The organism is Porphyromonas circumdentaria (genome assembly GCF_900167105.1).
GTDB lineage: Bacteria > Bacteroidota > Bacteroidia > Bacteroidales > Porphyromonadaceae > Porphyromonas > Porphyromonas circumdentaria.
Window position 1 is genome coordinate 34225 of record NZ_FUXE01000017.1, and the last position, 17510, is coordinate 51734.

16 protein-coding genes are annotated in these 17510 nt (G+C 45.5%); 12 read left to right on the forward strand and 4 right to left on the reverse strand.

All coding sequences use genetic code 11. From position 1 onward, the window contains the following. Positions 1-51: 51 nt before the first annotated feature. From B5D06_RS07530 to B5D06_RS07575, 10 genes are all read left to right on the forward strand, one after another. A complete protein-coding gene (locus tag B5D06_RS07530; RefSeq protein ID WP_078737406.1) occupies positions 52-675 on the forward strand; it encodes a Crp/Fnr family transcriptional regulator in 624 nt (207 codons plus the stop codon). A 65-nt stretch (positions 676-740) separates the two neighbouring features. Then, positions 741-1544, forward strand: a complete 804-nt coding sequence (locus B5D06_RS07535) for a sulfite exporter TauE/SafE family protein (protein ID WP_078737393.1) — start codon at positions 741-743, stop codon at positions 1542-1544. A 73-nt stretch (positions 1545-1617) separates the two neighbouring features. Further along, positions 1618-3048 carry an MBL fold metallo-hydrolase gene (locus B5D06_RS07540; protein ID WP_234989577.1) on the forward strand — a complete coding sequence of 477 codons (1431 nt, stop codon included), beginning with the start codon at positions 1618-1620 and terminating at the stop codon, positions 3046-3048. Further along, entirely contained in the window at positions 3021-3401 is a 381-nt protein-coding gene (locus tag B5D06_RS07545) for a rhodanese-like domain-containing protein (protein WP_078737394.1), read from the forward strand. The genes B5D06_RS07540 and B5D06_RS07545 overlap by 28 nt, the downstream gene beginning before the upstream one ends. Before the next feature lie 389 nt (positions 3402-3790). Further along, positions 3791-4459: a uracil-DNA glycosylase gene (gene ung / locus B5D06_RS07550; protein ID WP_184227949.1), complete on the forward strand. Its 669-nt coding sequence runs from the start codon at positions 3791-3793 to the stop codon at positions 4457-4459. A 274-nt stretch (positions 4460-4733) separates the two neighbouring features. After that, complete coding sequence (locus B5D06_RS07555) at positions 4734-6455, forward strand: glutamine--tRNA ligase/YqeY domain fusion protein (protein ID WP_078737396.1); 1722 nt, start codon at positions 4734-4736, stop codon at positions 6453-6455. Positions 6456-6481: 26 nt separating this feature from the next. Continuing rightward, positions 6482-7171 carry a DedA family protein gene (locus tag B5D06_RS07560; protein ID WP_143742648.1) on the forward strand — a complete coding sequence of 230 codons (690 nt, stop codon included), beginning with the start codon at positions 6482-6484 and terminating at the stop codon, positions 7169-7171. After that, positions 7152-8075, forward strand: coding sequence for a hydrogen peroxide-inducible genes activator (locus B5D06_RS07565; protein WP_078737398.1), 924 nt, complete (start codon positions 7152-7154; stop codon positions 8073-8075). The genes B5D06_RS07560 and B5D06_RS07565 overlap by 20 nt, the downstream gene beginning before the upstream one ends. Before the next feature lie 57 nt (positions 8076-8132). Continuing rightward, positions 8133-9854, forward strand: coding sequence for a phosphoethanolamine transferase (locus B5D06_RS07570; RefSeq protein ID WP_078737399.1), 1722 nt, complete (start codon positions 8133-8135; stop codon positions 9852-9854). An 86-nt stretch (positions 9855-9940) separates the two neighbouring features. After that, a complete protein-coding gene (locus B5D06_RS07575; RefSeq protein ID WP_078737400.1) occupies positions 9941-10897 on the forward strand; it encodes an NAD-dependent epimerase/dehydratase family protein in 957 nt (318 codons plus the stop codon). A gap of 198 nt (positions 10898-11095) precedes the next feature. Here the strand turns inward: B5D06_RS07575 and B5D06_RS07580 are convergent, their stop codons facing one another. The 3 genes from B5D06_RS07580 to B5D06_RS08965 all read right to left on the reverse strand — a co-directional run bounded on the left by B5D06_RS07580 (position 11096) and on the right by B5D06_RS08965 (position 13672). Then, positions 11096-11602, reverse strand: coding sequence for a CD225/dispanin family protein (locus B5D06_RS07580; protein WP_143742649.1), 507 nt, complete (start codon positions 11600-11602; stop codon positions 11096-11098). Between the two features lie 419 nt (positions 11603-12021). After that, positions 12022-13374 carry a tRNA (N6-isopentenyl adenosine(37)-C2)-methylthiotransferase MiaB gene (gene miaB, locus B5D06_RS07590; RefSeq protein ID WP_394364851.1) on the reverse strand — a complete coding sequence of 451 codons (1353 nt, stop codon included), beginning with the start codon at positions 13372-13374 and terminating at the stop codon, positions 12022-12024. A gap of 127 nt (positions 13375-13501) precedes the next feature. Continuing rightward, positions 13502-13672: a hypothetical protein gene (locus B5D06_RS08965; protein ID WP_159442704.1), complete on the reverse strand. Its 171-nt coding sequence runs from the start codon at positions 13670-13672 to the stop codon at positions 13502-13504. Between the two features lie 207 nt (positions 13673-13879). Between B5D06_RS08965 and B5D06_RS07595 the strand changes: the two genes are divergently transcribed. Together B5D06_RS07595 and pckA are read left to right on the forward strand one after the other, a co-directional pair. Beyond that, positions 13880-15370, forward strand: coding sequence for a butyryl-CoA:acetate CoA transferase (locus B5D06_RS07595; protein WP_078737403.1), 1491 nt, complete (start codon positions 13880-13882; stop codon positions 15368-15370). A 42-nt stretch (positions 15371-15412) separates the two neighbouring features. Further along, on the forward strand, positions 15413-17023 hold the full coding sequence (pckA, locus tag B5D06_RS07600; protein ID WP_078737404.1) for a phosphoenolpyruvate carboxykinase (ATP): 1611 nt from the start codon (positions 15413-15415) through the stop codon (positions 17021-17023). A 269-nt stretch (positions 17024-17292) separates the two neighbouring features. Here the strand turns inward: pckA and B5D06_RS07605 are convergent. Then, positions 17293-17510 (reverse strand): transposase (locus B5D06_RS07605; protein WP_200804989.1); only part of this gene is annotated, 218 nt, incomplete at its 5' end.

A 17510-nucleotide genomic window follows, 5' to 3' on the forward strand; every position in this document is an offset into this window, starting at 1 on the left:
AGCAAAAGAGTTCTTTCTATTAGCGGCCATTTTTTTAGTAAGTTTGCTACCATGAAGCAGATAGAAGAGATTTCGGAGTTTCGTTCCTCTCCCGAACTTGTAGAGAAACTCTACAAATATGGTATTGCCAAGACCTACAAGGCGGGCAGCATTATCCTCAACGAGAATGCCCATATTCGTTTCATTCCCATCGTTATAAAAGGGGTGATGAAAGTTATTCGCACCGAAGAGGATGGGCGAGAAATTTTGCTCTACTACATAAAGGCAGGAGAGAGTTGTATCATGTCTTTTTTGGGTGGATTGCACAACGAAACGAGCAAGGTAAGAGTAGAAATAGAAGATGATGCAGAGATTCTTTTCCTCCCCGTCGATAAGGCCTCTCTATTTATGAAGGAGCATCCCGAGTGGGTCAACTATATTTTTCGATCTTACCACAAGAGGTTTGAAGAATTACTCGAAACCATCAACGCCATCGCTTTTAAGAAAATGGACGAACGCTTATTAGCACTCATTCATAAGAAAGCCGAACTCATCGGGAGCCACACAATCCCCATAACGCACGAACAGCTTGCCAGCGAATTAGGAACGGCAAGAGCTGTCGTGTCAAGACTGTTAAAACAACTCGAAGAAGCAGGCGTTGTGCTTTTAGGTCGTAATAAAATCACCCTTATGTAACCAAAGTAACAGTACGAAGCTCTATATATAACGACCTTTGCTCTGTCGTTTGATTTAGAGACCTTATGTATATACTTGGTTATTTAGCATCTATTTTAATAGGTTTATCCCTTGGAATTATTGGTGGGGGCGGAAGCATTCTCACCGTTCCTGTGCTTGTGTATCTACTCGGTGTAGACCCTGTATTGGGTACAGCCTATTCTCTTTTTATCGTAGGTATAACAAGTGCAGTAGGAAGTGTCTCTTATTTTCGCAATTCTTCGGTAGATATACGTACAGCGATACTCTTCGGAATCCCTTCTATCGTCGCTGTTTTTCTTACTCGAGCCTATTTGATACCCGCTATCCCCACGACGATTGCGCGCGTAGGTAGCTTTGTAATCGACAGGAATGTGCTTTTGATGCTCCTTTTTGCCGTACTCATGCTTCTTGCCTCTATCAGTATGATTCGGCCTACCAAGGAGGGAGAAGGGCGGAAACTCGAAGCGAAAACTCAAAAACCGACGCCCTACCTTCTAATTCTCCTCGAAGGAATGGTCGTGGGTACTCTGACAGGCTTGGTGGGAGCTGGAGGAGGCTTTTTGATCATCCCTGCCCTTATCCTCTTTGGTGGTCTACCTATGAAAAAGGCCATTGGTACCTCCCTCGTAATCATCTCCGCTAAATCTCTATTGGGTTTTCTGGGCGAAAAAAATCTTGCAAGTCTCGATTGGCAATTACTTCTAATGGTTACAGCTTTTGCTATCATCGGCATCCTCGCAGGCACACGGTTTGCCCGTTATATCAATGGAGAAAAGCTCAAACCTGCCTTTGGGTGGTTTGTTCTTTTGATGGGTTTGTACATTATACTGAAAGAGACTATTCTGTAAAAACGCTTATGTAACAAAAGTAGCTGTACAGGAATAAAAATAGAACCATCTTTGTGTTGTAAATAAAACAACAATGCTTTCAGTAGTTATGAAGATAGAACAGATTTATACTGGTTGCCTTGCTCAAGGCGCATATTATATCGTTTCAAAAGGAGAGGCTGCAATAATTGATCCCTTGCGTGAGATTGCTCCCTATATGGAGCGACTCAAACGAGATGGCGTAAAGCTCAAGTACATCTTGGAGACCCATTTCCATGCCGATTTTGTCAGTGGGCACCTCGATTTAAGTCGTGCAACAGGCGCAAAAATCCTCTATGGTCCCACCGCAAAGCCTGAGTTCGATGCTATCGTTGCGGAGGACAACCAAGTCTTTGAATTGGGAGAAATCAAAATAAAAGTACTTCATACCCCAGGGCACACCTTAGAGAGCTCTTGCTTTCTGCTGATTGATGAGCAGGGCAAAGAGAGTGCCCTTTTCAGTGGCGATACTCTTTTCTTGGGCGATGTAGGGCGTCCCGACTTGGCACAAAAGGCGGCAAACATGACGCAAGAGGAGCTTGCAGGTCTCCTCTACGACAGCCTTTACAACAAGATACTCCCGCTCTCTGACGATATTGTCGTATATCCTGCTCACGGAGCTGGCTCTGCGTGCGGTAAGAATATGATGCAAGAGACCGTAGATAGCTTGGGCAATCAAAAGCGTGTCAACTATGCTCTTAACCAACCTAATAAGGAAGCTTTCATTGCCTCCGTAACAGAGGGTCTACTCCCTCCTCCTGGTTATTTTGGCGGTAATGTGGCAATGAATAAACAGGGTTATGATAGTTTTGAAAACGTTCTCGAGAGAGGCTTATCTGCTCTATCGGCAGACGACTTTGAGGCTATGGTTGCCAGCTCGGGAGCTCTTATCTTGGATACAAGAGCCGCAGGTGTTTTTGCACAAGGCTTCATACCTCGCTCCATTAACATCGGTCTTGAAGGCGACTTTGCACCTTGGGTTGGGGCTATGGTAGTAGACGTTAAACAGCCTCTACTTCTTGTAGCAGAGCCAGGGAAAGAGGAAGATGCCATTACTCGCTTAAGTCGTGTAGGCTTCGATAACGTATTGGGCTACCTAAAGGGGGGCTTCGATACATGGAAAGTTTCGGGCAAAGAGGTAGACCAAGTAGAGCGTATATCGGCAGAGAAACTGGCAGAACTATTCCTACTTAAGGATAGTATCATAATAGACGTACGTAAGGAGGGCGAATATGCCTCTGAGCACGTAGAAGATGCCTATAGCCGTCCGTTGGCTTACATCAATGACTGGATACAGGATATACCTAACGATCGGCACTTCTATCTACACTGCGCGGGCGGATATCGTAGTATGATTGCAGCAAGTATTCTCCTTGCAAGAGGTTATCGCAACTTTACAGATGTTGAAGGAGGCTTTGGAAGCATCGCCCAAACCAATATCCCAAAAACCGATTTTGTATGTCAAAGCAAAGTATCAAAAAAGTAACACTATTCTCGGTATCTATAATTATTGTATTTGTTATGTTCGGATTATTCAAAAATCTATTTTCTCAAACCGACGATAAAGCTCTCGCAGAAGCGATTCGTGAAGGAGCTTTCTTGGTAGATGTACGCACGCCTGGAGAGTTTGCTTCGGGGAGCGTTAAGGGAGCTGTAAACATCCCTTTGGACAGAATTGAGAGCCGCTTGGGCGAGTTCAAAGAGAAGAAAACCATCATTGTATTCTGCCGCAGCGGAGGTAGAAGTAGTCAAGCGAAGAGTATCCTCGAGCGCAATGGTTTCACGAATGTACTCAATGGAGGTACTTGGGAACATGTAGCCTCTCTCAAAAACGAGTAACACCTCTAAAGAACTATCTCGTTTCAACTAAATACCAACCGTCATTGGATAGCATATCTAATGGCGGTTTTTTTGTTGCTCAACCCCAAGCGGCACTTCATGGTTGGAGGGTATTTTGAGTCTCTCGTATTCTTATAAAAGTTTGCACAGGAGGGAACTAAAGTTTAGATATATGGAAACTCGAGTTGGGATATGTGCAAACTTAAGTTTCCATATATCCCAACTTTTGGGAGACTACGATGCTCTCTAAGAACTCTTTTGTACATTGGGTTACTCTCAAATAATCCGACGAGGAGAATCCCCTGCAAGCCCTTCGCTCTGCATGGCAGGAAATGTATACCTTTGACATCGTGAAAGAAGTGAAATAGCCCTACATTACAAGGTTGGATATTATGGATGTACGTATTGAAGAGAGTTGGAAAAAGGTGTTAGCCAAAGAGTTTGAGAAGTTTTATTTCTCGGCTTTGACCGATTTTGTGCGCCAAAGCTACTCCTCGGGGCGGGTCTATCCACCAGCTAAGTATATCTTCAGAGCTTTTGATACTTGCCCTTTTGATAAGGTGCGTGTGGTTATATTGGGGCAAGATCCTTATCATGAGTCAGGTCAGGCAGAGGGGCTCGCTTTCTCTGTACCCGATGGAGTAGCCATTCCGCCCAGTCTGCGCAATATTTTGAAAGAGGTAGAAGCGGATTTAGGACGCCCCTCTATCATCCGTTCGGGGCACTTAGGACCGTGGGTAGAGCAGGGTGTTTTGCTCCTCAATGCTACCCTAACGGTAGCTGCTCATAGTGCCGCCTCGCATCAGAATAAGGGGTGGGAAACCTTTACCGATGCAGCCATTGAGGCACTTGCCAAGCAACGCGAGGGGCTTGTGTTTATGCTTTGGGGAAGTGCTGCCCGTCGCAAAGCTGCCATGATACCGAGCGATAAGCACGCTATACTCGAGGCTCCGCACCCATCTCCCCTCTCAGCTTCTCGTGGATTTATAGGGTGTAAACACTTCAGCAAGGCAAATAGGTATCTCATCTCTCTGGGTAAGGAGCCTATTAACTGGTGAAAATACTGCTTCTCTCGGGAGAGGGATAAGTGGCTCTATCGCTCTTTCAGCTCTGCTGGAGTGCTCTTCGGCGACCTTTCGTTAGGCTCTTTTTCTTCTGAACTGCCTTTTGACGCCCACTCGTGATGCAGAGGGTAAATTCTATTCACTGCTTGTGCCTCTTCTTTTCGATTTTTAACTGAAAACCTTTATCTTTGCTCTGGTATAGGTCTTTATAAAGAACCGTAGATCTTCAACTGTTTTCAGATGTGTACAACTCGTTAGTGCAAGAAAAATGAACGAAATCAAAAATAACAATCCGTTAGAGTCTGCAAAAGAGGAGAAACGCTCTCTCAATTTTGTGGAGCAAATCGTTGAAAAAGATTTAGCAGAGGGGGTAAACGATAGTCGTGTGCAGACACGTTTCCCGCCAGAACCCAATGGCTATTTGCATATAGGCCATGCCAAAGCGATATGTATTGATTTCGGTATAGCACAGAAGTACGGAGGGGTTTGTAATCTTCGTTTTGACGATACCAACCCAACTAAGGAAGATGTAGAGTATGTAGATGCTATCGTAGAGGATATACATTGGCTCGGTTTTGAGTATGGAGCGATCTATTATGCTTCGGACTACTTCGACCAGCTCTACGCCTTTGCCGAGCGTCTCATCATGGAGGGACATGCCTATGTAGATGAGCAGAGTGCCGAGGAGATAGCACGCCAAAAGGGTACACCTACCACACCAGGGATTGATAGCCCCTATCGTAACCGCCCCAAAGAGGAGAGCTTAGACCTCTTCCGTCGAATGAATGCAGGCGAGTTTGAGGAGGGGGCGATGACATTGCGTGCCAAAATAGATATGGCATCGTCCAATATGCACTTCCGTGACCCTATTATCTACCGCATTATTAAACATCCCCACCACCGCACAGGTACGCAGTGGACGGTTTATCCGATGTACGATTTTGCTCACGGACAGAGTGACTTTTTCGAGGGGGTAACACACTCTATCTGCACGTTGGAGTTTGTTCCTCACCGCCCACTTTACGACTATTTCATCGATTTGCTGAAGGAAAAGGATAGCGATTATCGCCCTCGTCAGTACGAATTCAATAGACTGAACCTTACTTATACGATGATGAGTAAGCGTAAGTTGCTACAACTGGTAAAGGAGGGATTGGTCAAAGGTTGGGACGACCCCCGTATGCCGACTATTTGCGGTTATCGCCGTCGTGGTTATACGCCGAGAGCCATTCGCAATTTCATCGATAGCATTGGGTACACCAAATATGATGGTATGATTGATGTGGCACTGTTGGAGCATGCCGTGCGCGAGGACTTAAACAAGATAGCAACTCGTGTTTCTGCCGTTTTAGACCCTGTGCGTTTGGTTATAACCAACTACCCAGAGGATAAAGTGGAGCACTTCGAGGCCGTGAATAACCCAGAAAATGAATCCGAGGGTACGCACTCAATCACTTTCTCCAGAGAGCTTTGGATCGAAAGAGACGACTTCATGGAGGAGGCTCCCAAGAAATATTTCCGCCTCACACCTGGTAATGAGGTGCGTTTGAAGAGTGCTTACATCGTAAAATGTACGGGGTGTAAAAAAGATGAAGCGGGCAATGTGGTCGAGGTATACGCAGAGTATGACCCAGAGACACGTAGCGGTTTGCCTGGGAGCAACCGTAAGGTAAAGGGTACTATACACTGGCTCTCTGCGGAGCACTCTCTGGATGCCGAGGTAAGGCTTTATGACCGCCTCTTCTTAGACGAAGACCCCTCTTCGGTAGAGGGTAAGACGCTCGAAGAGATGCTTAACCCCAATTCGCTGCAGGTACTGCCCAATGCCAAGGTAGAAGAGTTCTTGCAAGGTGCCGAGGTGGGCGATAAGTTCCAATTTCAGCGCACGGGCTACTTTGTGGTCGATAAGGATAGCAGCAAAGGGCACTTAGTATTCAACCGTACCGTATCGCTCAAAGATACGTGGAGTAAAATAGCAGCGAAGAATTAATCCGTTTTTAATCCTCACGAGACCCTATCCCTATGCAGGCTTTCATTGCGTGGTATTTGGCGCATATCAACTACTTGACGATTTTCCTCTTGATGACAATTGAGAGTAGTTTCATACCCTTTCCGAGCGAGGTAGTAGTGCCTCCTGCGGCTTACTTGGCAGCTCAGGGCGAACTCGATGGTACGCTTGTTTTGCTCGTTTCCACGTTGGGAGCTCTTTGCGGGGCTGTAATCAATTATTGCCTTGCGCTGTGGTTGGGGCGGCCTCTGGTGCATGCTTTTGTACGCAGTCGTTTGGGGAGAATTTTGCTCTTGAGCGAAGAGAAGTTGGTACGTGCCGAGCATTACTTCGATCGTAAGGGGGCAGTCTCTACCCTTATAGGAAGATTACTGCCTGGTATACGTCAGCTCATCTCTATCCCCGCAGGTTTGGCACGTATGCGTCTATTGCCTTTTATATCTTATACGGCACTGGGGGCAGGTGTCTGGAATGTGATTCTCTATATCTTGGGCTACTCTGTTTCCAAAATACCTGGTATAGAGACCAAAGAGCAACTGATCGAGAAGGTTACCATATATAGCCATCAGATTAGTGTCGTTATACTAATTCTCTTTCACCTCGTTGTAGTGCCGATGGTGCTGATGAAGGTGTACAAAAAGAGAAAGAATAGAAAACAAATAATTGTGCAATCTAAAGATGACACTTCAACAACTTGAATACCTATTAGCTCTTGACAAACATAGACAGTTTGCCAAAGCGGCTACGGCTTGCGACATAACGCAACCCACGCTTAGCACTATGATTCAGCGTCTTGAAGAGGAGCTTGGAGTAACTCTTTTCGACCGCACACAGCAAAGACCTACCGAGATAGGCCTTAAAGTAATCGAGCAAGCTCGATGCATCCTCCAAGAGGCATCTCAGATAAAGAGTATTATCGACGAGGAAAAGAATACGATACAAGGAACTTTTACGCTTGCCGTACTTCCCACAATAGCCCCTTACCTGCTCCCTTTAGTATTGCCCCGATGGAGAACCTGTTTCAAGGATTTGGAGCTTAGAATAGTGGAAATGAAAACAAGCGACTGTCTTCGCTCTATTACCGACCGCACTGTGGACATGGCTATTATAGCCTCAGACCCCGAACAGTCCGATATACGCTACTCGCAGCTCTACTACGAAGAGTTCTTGGGTTACGTCTCTCGCAACGAAAAGATTTATAGCTCCTCTGTTGTACGTACGTCAGAAGTAGATCCACAACGTATGTGGTTACTTGACGAAGGGCATTGTTTTAGAGATCAATTGGTACGTTTCTGCCAGTTGAAGTACCAAAATAAAAGCAAGTTGACCTATTCAGAGGGCAATCTTATCTCTTTTATGCACATCGTAGAGGCAGGGCAAGGACTAACCTTTATACCCAAGTTGGCAGAGCGTTATCTCGATACTAATCAGCGTACGCTCGTACGTCCTTTTGCTATTCCTCGTCCCGTACGAGGTATTTATTTGGCTTATCGTAAAGATTTCGTGCGCCAGTCGGTGCTGACTCTTTTCGAGGAGAGTATCCGTAGTTCTGTACCTCGTGAGATGCTTACAATAGGTCCCGAGCAAGTATTAGCTAAATAACCTCGCTTTCCTATATAGGGAAGTCGAAAAGGAGACATATCACATAACCACAACAACATGAAAGCTTTTTTTCGACACTTCCAACTAACGCCCAGAAGAGCCTATTTGTTAATGGCACTTCTTTGTTGGTTGCCTACCTGTTTGATTGTATTTGCCGATAAACAGGCTTCCGAGAGTCTTTTCCTCGGTTCAGCTCTTTTGGTTCTGGCAGCTCTATGCGTAGGAATGTTAGGTGCTATTGGGGGGCGTGTAGCCCCTATACTCGGAGCCATTTGGCTGCTCTTCTTTCCCGCAGAAATCGCATCGTATGTCTTGGCGGGTGAACCAGTTTCTTTCGGTTTAGTACAGGCTACATTTCAGACCAATCCAGGTGAAATAATGGAGCTTTTCGGTCTTTACATCGTTATCGCCGCCATCACACTGCTGTACTGGTTTATGTACTATTGGGCTTTTATAGTGTGGAGGAAACGTCCGATTGTACTGCACCGCAAGGTGCGGTGGGGTATTGCGGCTGCTTTCACCCTATTTTTATTGGCGGTCATGGTGAAAATGTATCAGTTACCGAGTAAGAGAGCCAGCACTTTGTATAAGCTTGATTTTGCTGTAACCTATACTGCTTCGAAGCTCTGTAAGGTATTCCCGATAGATATCCTCTATAATACGGGGCGCTATATTGCGGTGCGTCAGGAGGAGAAGAAGTATTCCCAACAGATTGGAGACGGAATGTTTGAAGTAGCTTCTTCGCCTCAAAGTCTCCAACTTCCTGCCTCTAAACAGCCGATAATACTCTTCGTAATCGGTGAAACGGGCAATATGTCTCACTGGCAACTTTATGGATACGAACGCCCTACTACGCCTCTTTTGGCAGAGAGGGAGCGTCTTATCGCCTTCTCGGACGTACTTTCCGCCGCCACACTCACCTCGATAGCAGTGCCTATGATGATAAGCAGGTCTACTCCGCGCGACTTCAAACGGTGGCAACATGAGGGCAGTTTGATTCATTTCTTCAATAAGGCAGGCTTTTTAACCGCGTGGTTGGGCAACCAAGCCTCCAGCTTTGCCATCGTTCGTGCCTCTTCCAATAAGGTAGACCACTACTTCAATACGGGTAAAGAGGTGGAGAGTATGGTCGCTTACGATTCGGAGCTATTACCCCATTTAGATGACTATTTGGGTTCTGTCATAGAGCGTAAAAGGGCAGCTTGTATTGTGCTCCACACGATGGGTAGCCATTTCAGATACGATGCTCGCTATCCTATCGAGTTTGAGCGTTTCACGCCAACGACGAGAAGCTATAAGACAACCAACAGTGTACTCCACCAAAGTAATCGAGAGGCACTCATCAATAGCTACGACAACTCTATCCTTTACACCGATTTCTTTCTTAACGAAATAGCCCATCGTATAGACGCTTTGGATAGGCCTGCCCTATTCCTTTACGCCCCCGATCATGGGGAAGGGTTGGGAGAGGTAGACCCTCGAAGCCTTTTGCACGGGTCGGAACACCCTTTGAGAGACGAGTTGCAGATACCTATGATTATAGCCTACAACAAACGCTACGAGCGACTAAACCCTCAACTCATTGCGACTTTGAAAGAGAAGAGCCGTATGCCGATAAGCATTGTCGACATACCCTCTCTGTTGGTACGCTTAGGGGGAATTACTTCGCCCGAGTTTCCCATCTCGATAGCCGACTCTACCTATCAATCCCGTAAGCGTTACTATTTGAGCCCTAATCTTAAGGTGCGTTCGGCAGATGCTACGCTCCATAAAGAATGATTTAAATACTTGTAACGACCAAAATAATATCTAATTTTGCAGTGTCTTTTTGTAAGGCGTAATATAGTACTAATCAATCAAGCGTAATGAAAAATATTCTCATTATCGGCTCTACCGGTCAGATCGGTTCAGAGCTTGCTCTGAAGTTGAGGGAAACGTATCCCTCTGGTAATGTTGTAGCAGGATATATCCCTGGGGCTGAGCCCAAAGGAGCTTTGGCAGAGACTGGACCCTGTGAAGTGGTAGATATTACCAATGCGCAGCAAATAGCAGAAGTTGTAGATAAGTATAAGGTGGATACTATTTACAACCTTGCGGCTCTTTTGAGTGCTGTAGCGGAAGCTAAGCCACAATTGGCGTGGCACATTGGTTTGGGCGGACTTTTCAACGTGTTGGAAGTAGCTCGAGAAAAGAAATGTGCCGTATTTACCCCAAGTTCTATCGGAGCTTTCGGTAACGATACACCTAAGGATAAAACTCCTCAAGATACTATTCAACGCCCTAAGACTATGTACGGGGTAACCAAGGTAGCGGGTGAGTTGCTCAGCGACTACTACTTCAAACGCTTTGGGGTAGATACTCGTTCGGTTCGTTTCCCTGGATTGATTTCTAACGTTACTTTGCCTGGTGGAGGTACAACCGACTATGCTGTCGATATTTACTACGCGGCGGTAAAAGAGGGACGTTTCGTGTGTCCTATCAAAGAGGGTACTTATATGGATATGATGTATATGCCCGATGCGCTCCGCGCTTGTATCGAATTGATGGAAGCAGACCCAAGTCGTTTAGTACACCGCAACTCATTTAATATCACGGCTATGAGCTTTGAACCCAGTCAGATTGCTGCTGCCGTTAAGAAACTCATACCTAATTTCGAGATGACCTACGAGGTAGACCCTCTTCGTCAAGGTATCGCGGAGTCTTGGCCTAATTCTTTGGACGACAGTTGTGCTCGTGCCGAGTGGGATTGGGCTCCACGCTACGATATGGACTCTATGAGCGAAGATATGATTCGCATCCTCAAAGAGCGTTACGGCAAATAATTAGTAACAGCTTTTTTCCTACCCTTCGAGGATAGCGGAGAGTTACGAATAAACCCCCTTGTTCTATGGTTGTAGAGCAAGGGGGTTGTTGTATAGTGATATTTATAGCCGTTATGCCTAATTTTTAGAGCTTGGGCAATGCTTTACTTCAAGAACCTTTATGAGGTTGCCCCCAGAGGTAAAGGGAGATTGGTGCTATTAGAACGTACTTAAGGTGTCGAATAGTGCATTTGAAGCACCCACTATAAAAAAGAAAATAAAGTATATCACAGAGAATACAAAGCCTACAATCGCTCCAATAATTGTGAGCGTAAGAGCTGTTTTGCTCTTTCTTTGCGCCAATTCGTAGTCTCCCCTGCGGTAAGCCGACTGCACGCCTGCCGAGTTGATAATCGCAAAAATCCCCAAGAACCAACAGCAAAAGAGCGTCATCAATACAGACCAAACAAGGTAGGTAGGGGGACAAACACCTCTATCCTCGTTCGTAATCTCTCCATACCTTATTTGTGCCTCGTAAGAGGGGGGAGGAGTTTGTCGATAGGTCAAGTGGCGGGCCACTTCGGGTATGCCCGAGGCGGGTAGCCAGTCTACCATACCCTCTGTCCACAGGGGAGTATCCCGTGTAATTCCTCTTTTCAAAAGTTCTTCCAGAGTAAAGGGACCCTGTTGCATTCCATTGATAATGCTGTAGTAGAGCTTTTCCATCGGTCAATATTCTCTTAATAGTTTGTGTCGTTTCTCTGCGCTTACTTTTAGAGTGCAAAGAAGGCTGTACCTTAAAGTATTGTAATTCTTGCTGTAAAGGTAGGCTATTTTGTAGTAATAGCGTGCAGAGAAGAGCTTGAAAGAATAAGTGCAAGCCCTCTATTTTGTACGTTATAAATATGAATGCAACAGACACAAAAAAGACCGCTACTACAGACTGCTCAAAAGTCTACGTAACGGCCTCTACTTAGGACTTGCTACAACAAAAGTTTGCACAGAAGGAAACTCAAGTTTGTATAGGAGAAAACTTGAGTTCCCTCCTATACAAACTCTTGTTATCTCCTATCTAAACTTTCAACGGGCAATAGGCACCATTTTTATGGGACACATCATCTGTGGAGGGGGCTAAAGGGAACTTCTTATGCTTCGTCCAATACTTCTCGTCCTAAAAGGGTAGCAGAAGTAGCCTCCAACACCTCTACCATGACAAAACTGCCGATGCGTGCTTTTACTTTAGGGAATACAATAACCTTGTTTTGTGAAGAGCGTCCGAAGAGTTCGTTCGGAGATTTTTTACTTACCCCCTCTACGAGTACCTCAAATTGCTTCCCTATGTCGTTCTTGTTGGAACTTAGGCTCAACTCGTTTTGCAGGGCAATCATTTCGTTCAGACGGCGTAGTTTGACCTCTTCGGGTACATCGTCTTTGAGATGTTTCGCCGCGTAAGTACCAGGTCGCTCACTGTATTTGAACATAAAGGCCGAGTCGAAATGCACCTTACGCATAATGTCAAGCGTCTCTTGGAAGTCTTCTTCGGTCTCTCCGCAAAAGCCACAAAAGGCATCGGTACCTATGGCACAGTCGGGCATCGCCTTGCGGATGGCGGCAACCCTATCGAGATACCACTCTCTTGTGTAGCTTCTCTTCATGAGTTTCAGTATCCGATTGCTTCCGCTCTGTACGGGCAGATGGATATGCTTGCATATATTGGGGTAGCGAGCCATTATACCAATCGTTTTATCGCTCATATCCTTGGGGTGCGGAGAGGTAAAGCGGATGCGCATTTTAGGGGCACGCTCGGCTACGGCTTGCAGGAGGTCTGCAAAGTCGAAAAGGGTACCATCTTCTCTTTTGACTTGATAGGAGTTGACATTCTGTCCTAAGAGCGTTACTTCTCTATACCCCAACTCTACCATATGGTCTATCTCTCGCAGTATGCTCTCTACCTCTCGGCTCCGTTCATGCCCGCGCGTGTAGGGTACTATACAGTAGGTGCAGTAGTTGTCGCACCCACGCATGATGGATACGAAGCCCGTGATGTGAAGCCCCTCCATCTTTAGTGGTATCACATCCTTATAGGTTTCCGTGCGTGAGAGCTCGATATTCATTGCTTTTTGTCCCATCTCTACGGCGGCAAAGAGGTTGGGGAGGTCGGCATAGGCATCGGGACCCGCCACGATATCTACTCCGTGGTTGTCAATTAGGTCTTGTCGTACACGCTCTGCCATGCATCCCAATACTCCTATAATTGAGGGACGCTTGTGTTTACGACGGCAAGCATTATAGTAATCCAGACGGTTTAGTACTTTTTTCTCTGCATTGTCTCGTACAGAACAGGTATTGATAAGTAGTGCATCTGCCTCCTCTGGAGAGTCGGTGATTACGTACCCAGCCATCTCCATGATGGCTGCTACCACCTCAGAGTCTGCGACGTTCATTTGACAACCATAGGTTTCTATATGTACTTTTCGTAAGGCATTTTTGCTATTCATATGTTGCATTTTTATGTTGTAACGGGATATCACGTCCTTTCCTTCACAATAAAGTCGAAATATTATCTAAAATATTTTTGGTATTATCAAATTAATTATATACATTTGTGGCGAATAATAGGACTTTTCATAAGTTAAGGTTTTGGTTATGTTGGGAGGGGTGAGCTGGGAAGTTCGCCCTTTCTTTTGCAAAAGCATCGGTCGCTTTACCTCTTTTTCCTGCGTCATGAAAGGGACGAGCAAGTACCATTAACGGCATTGCAATCAATATAGCGATACGTTTGACCATCTTCTGCATTTTTATTCCCTTATACCAACCTTTATAAGGCACAAAAGGTTCGGTAAAACATCCCTGTCAGATAAGGATACTTTGATGAATACTTCGTATCTTTGGGTACTCATACTCAGTACAAAAGTACAAAAGAGAATGTGAACTATTAAAAACAGAGACAAGACGCCTCTTATTACAAAATATTCATAAGGATAATAGACACAGAGGAAAAAGATGAAGACAAAGATTATGTCGGCAGAAGAAGCCGCATCCTTTATTAATGACGGAGATAATGTAGGTTTTAGTGGTTTTACTCCCGCAGGTTGCCCCAAAGTGGTCCCAGCAGCACTCGCTCGCCGAGCTAAGGCAGAGCATGAGGCAGGTCGCCCATTTGCTATTGGGATGTTTACAGGTGCCTCTACGGGAGACCGTCTCGATGGAGAGTTGGCGCGCGCTAATGCTATTAAATTCCGTACACCTTACCAATCTAACAAAGACCTTCGTAAGTTAATCAACTCGGCAGGTACTCAATATTTCGATATGCACCTCTCTATGCTTGCGCAAGAGTTACGCTACGGCTTTTTAGGACCTGTAGATGTAGCCATTGTGGAGGCTGCCGATGTAACTGAGGATGGACAGATTGTCCCCACTTCGGGCGTGGGAATACTTCCTACTATATGCCGATTGGCAAAAAAGATTATTGTGGAGCTTAACGATAAGCACCCCAAAGCCATTCGTGGTATTCACGATTTGACCGAACCTCTCGACCCTCCCTACCGTAAAGAATTACCTATATATAGCCCCAGTGACCGCATCGGATTGCCCTACATACAGGTAGACCCCGAAAAGATCGTAGCCATAGTACACACCAGTGAACCTAACGACGAAGGAGACTTCGCTCCCCTGGATGATGTTACTAAGGCTATCGGAGACAACGTGGCACGCTTCTTGGCCGATGAACTCAAGAGCGGACGCATCCCCAAAGAGTTCCTACCCATACAGAGTGGGGTAGGTAATGTGGCAAATGCCGTACTCGGTTCATTGGGAGATAATGAAGTGATTCCTCCTTTCGATATATATACAGAGGTAATCCAAGACTCTGTTATTGCATTGATGAAGAAGGGGCGCGTTCGCTTTGCCAGCGGATGTTCGCTTTCGGTAAGTCGCTCTGCTATTCAAGATGTGTATAGCCATCTCGACTTCTTCCGCGATAAACTTTTGCTCCGCCCTGTGGAATACTCCAATAGCCCCGAGATTGTACGTCGATTAGGTACTATTACCATCAATACGGCTCTTGAGGCTGATATATTTGGTAATATCAACTCTACCCATGTCAACGGTACTCGCATGATGAACGGCTTGGGTGGTTCGGGAGACTTCACGCGCAATGCTTACATATCTATATTCACAACGCCTTCCACAGCCAAAGATGGCAAGGTTAGTGCCTTTGTTCCTATGGTTTCACACTTAGACCACAGCGAGCACTCTGTCAAGGTAATTGTTACCGAGTATGGTGTAGCCGATTTGAGAGGCCTATCTCCACGCCAGAGAGCACGTTGTATTATCGATAATTGCGTTCACCCAGATTACAGACCGCTGCTGAACCAATATCTCGAGAGAGGCATAGAGGGACAAACACCTCAAGACCTTGACAACTGTTTTGCTTTCCACAAAGCAGCTGTCGAAAAGGGCGATATGCGTATGACAGAGTATACCGAGAAGTGATTTTTAGAGAGATTAGAATGTACAATTATAAAGTAAAAGATTATGAAAACACCCGATTTGAGTAAATACAATATCCATAATGCTTTGGAGATTGTTTACAACCCTTCCTATGAGCAACTCTATGCCGAGGAAACAAAACCTGAATTGACAGGTTACGAAAAGGGACAGGTAACAGAGCTCGGAGCCGTTAACGTTATGACTGGGGTTTACACGGGACGTTCACCCAAAGATAAATTCTTCGTGATGGACGATACGACCCGTGATACCATTTGGTGGACTTCCGACGAATACAAAAACGATAATAAGCCTATCACTCCAGAGGCTTGGAAAGAACTTAAGCGTATCGCTACCGAGCAGTTGTCCAATAAACGTCTCTTCGTGGTAGATGCTTTTTGCGGTGCTAACCCCAATAGTCGTCTTAAACTCCGCTTCATTATGGAGGTGGCTTGGCAAGCACACTTCGTGAAGAACATGTTTATCCGTCCTACCGACGAAGAGTTGGCAAACTTCGGAGAACCTGATTTCGTTATCATGAACGCTTCCAAAGCTAAGGTGGAAAACTACAAGGAATTAGGCTTGAACTCAGAAACAGCTGTTGTTTTCAATCTTACCGAAAAGATTCAGATTATTTTGAATACATGGTACGGAGGAGAGATGAAGAAAGGTATGTTCTCTTACATGAACTACCTCAATCCGCTTAACGGACGTGCTTCTATGCACTGCTCTGCTAATACCAGTCTCGATGGTAAAGAAACAGCCATTTTCTTCGGACTTTCAGGTACAGGTAAGACGACCCTTTCTACCGATCCTAAGCGTCAACTTATTGGGGACGATGAGCACGGATGGGACGACGATGGCGTCTTCAACTACGAAGGTGGCTGTTACGCTAAGGTAATCGACCTTAGCAAAGAGAGTGAACCCGATATCTACAAGGCTATTCGTCGTGATGCTTTGCTTGAGAACGTTACGGTAGATGCCAACGGAAAAATAGACTTTACCGATAAGAGCATTACAGAAAACACACGTGTATCTTATCCTATCTATCACATTGACAATATCGTTAAGCCCGTTTCTAAGGCAGGTCATGCCAACAAGGTTATATTCCTCTCGGCAGATGCTTTCGGTGTATTGCCTCCTGTATCTATACTCACTCCAGAGCAAACTCAATATTACTTCTTGAGCGGGTTTACAGCGAAATTGGCAGGAACAGAGCGTGGTATCACAGAGCCTACTCCTACCTTCTCGGCTTGTTTCGGTGCTGCGTTCCTCTCACTCCATCCTACCAAGTATGGACAGGAATTGGTGAAACGTATGGAAGCTGTAGGTGCTAAAGCTTACTTGGTAAATACAGGATGGAATGGTACTGGCAAACGTATCTCCATTAAGGATACACGTGGTATCATAGATGCTATATTGGATGGCTCTATTGATAAGGCTCCTACCAAGAAGATTCCTTACTTCGATTTTGAAGTGCCAACCGCTCTTCCTGGAGTAGATCCTAAGATTCTCGATCCTCGCGACACTTATCAAGATGCTACTGAATGGGAAACTAAGGCGAAAGACTTGGCAGATCGTTTCGTGAAGAACTTTGCTAAATTCACAGGCAACGATGCTGGTAAAGCTTTGGTTAAAGCAGGTCCAAAGGTAGACTAATCTGTAACTTTTAGACACAAGAGAAAGGGAAGTAACCTCGTGTTATTTCCCTTTTTTCGTCTCTATAATTGTTTTATATACCTATAAGACAAATTTTTCTTGTTCTGCCGCGAAGAGTGTCGCATAGGCGACTTTTTCCCATTTCCTGCCTTTCTCTCGCCCAACTATTGGGTAGTGTCCGAAAAAGTGTGTAAGAGTAGTTGTTCCTTTTTTACCACAGGGGCATGCCCCTGTGGTAAAAACTTTGTGGTTTTCTTGTTATTATCCATTTATTTAATCCTCCACTCTTGGAAGTAGGGCAACCTCCTAGCATAAGTCCTTTCAGTCATCTCTCGGGCAACAGATCCTAAGAGGAATAGGACGGCATCAGCCGAGGGTAAAGCCCCGCGCATACGTAACGTACGCTTATAGCTACGATTAAGACGCTCCACCCAGTTCGTCGAGTAAATCATACGACGAACCTCCTCAGGAAATCTCAGATAGGTAA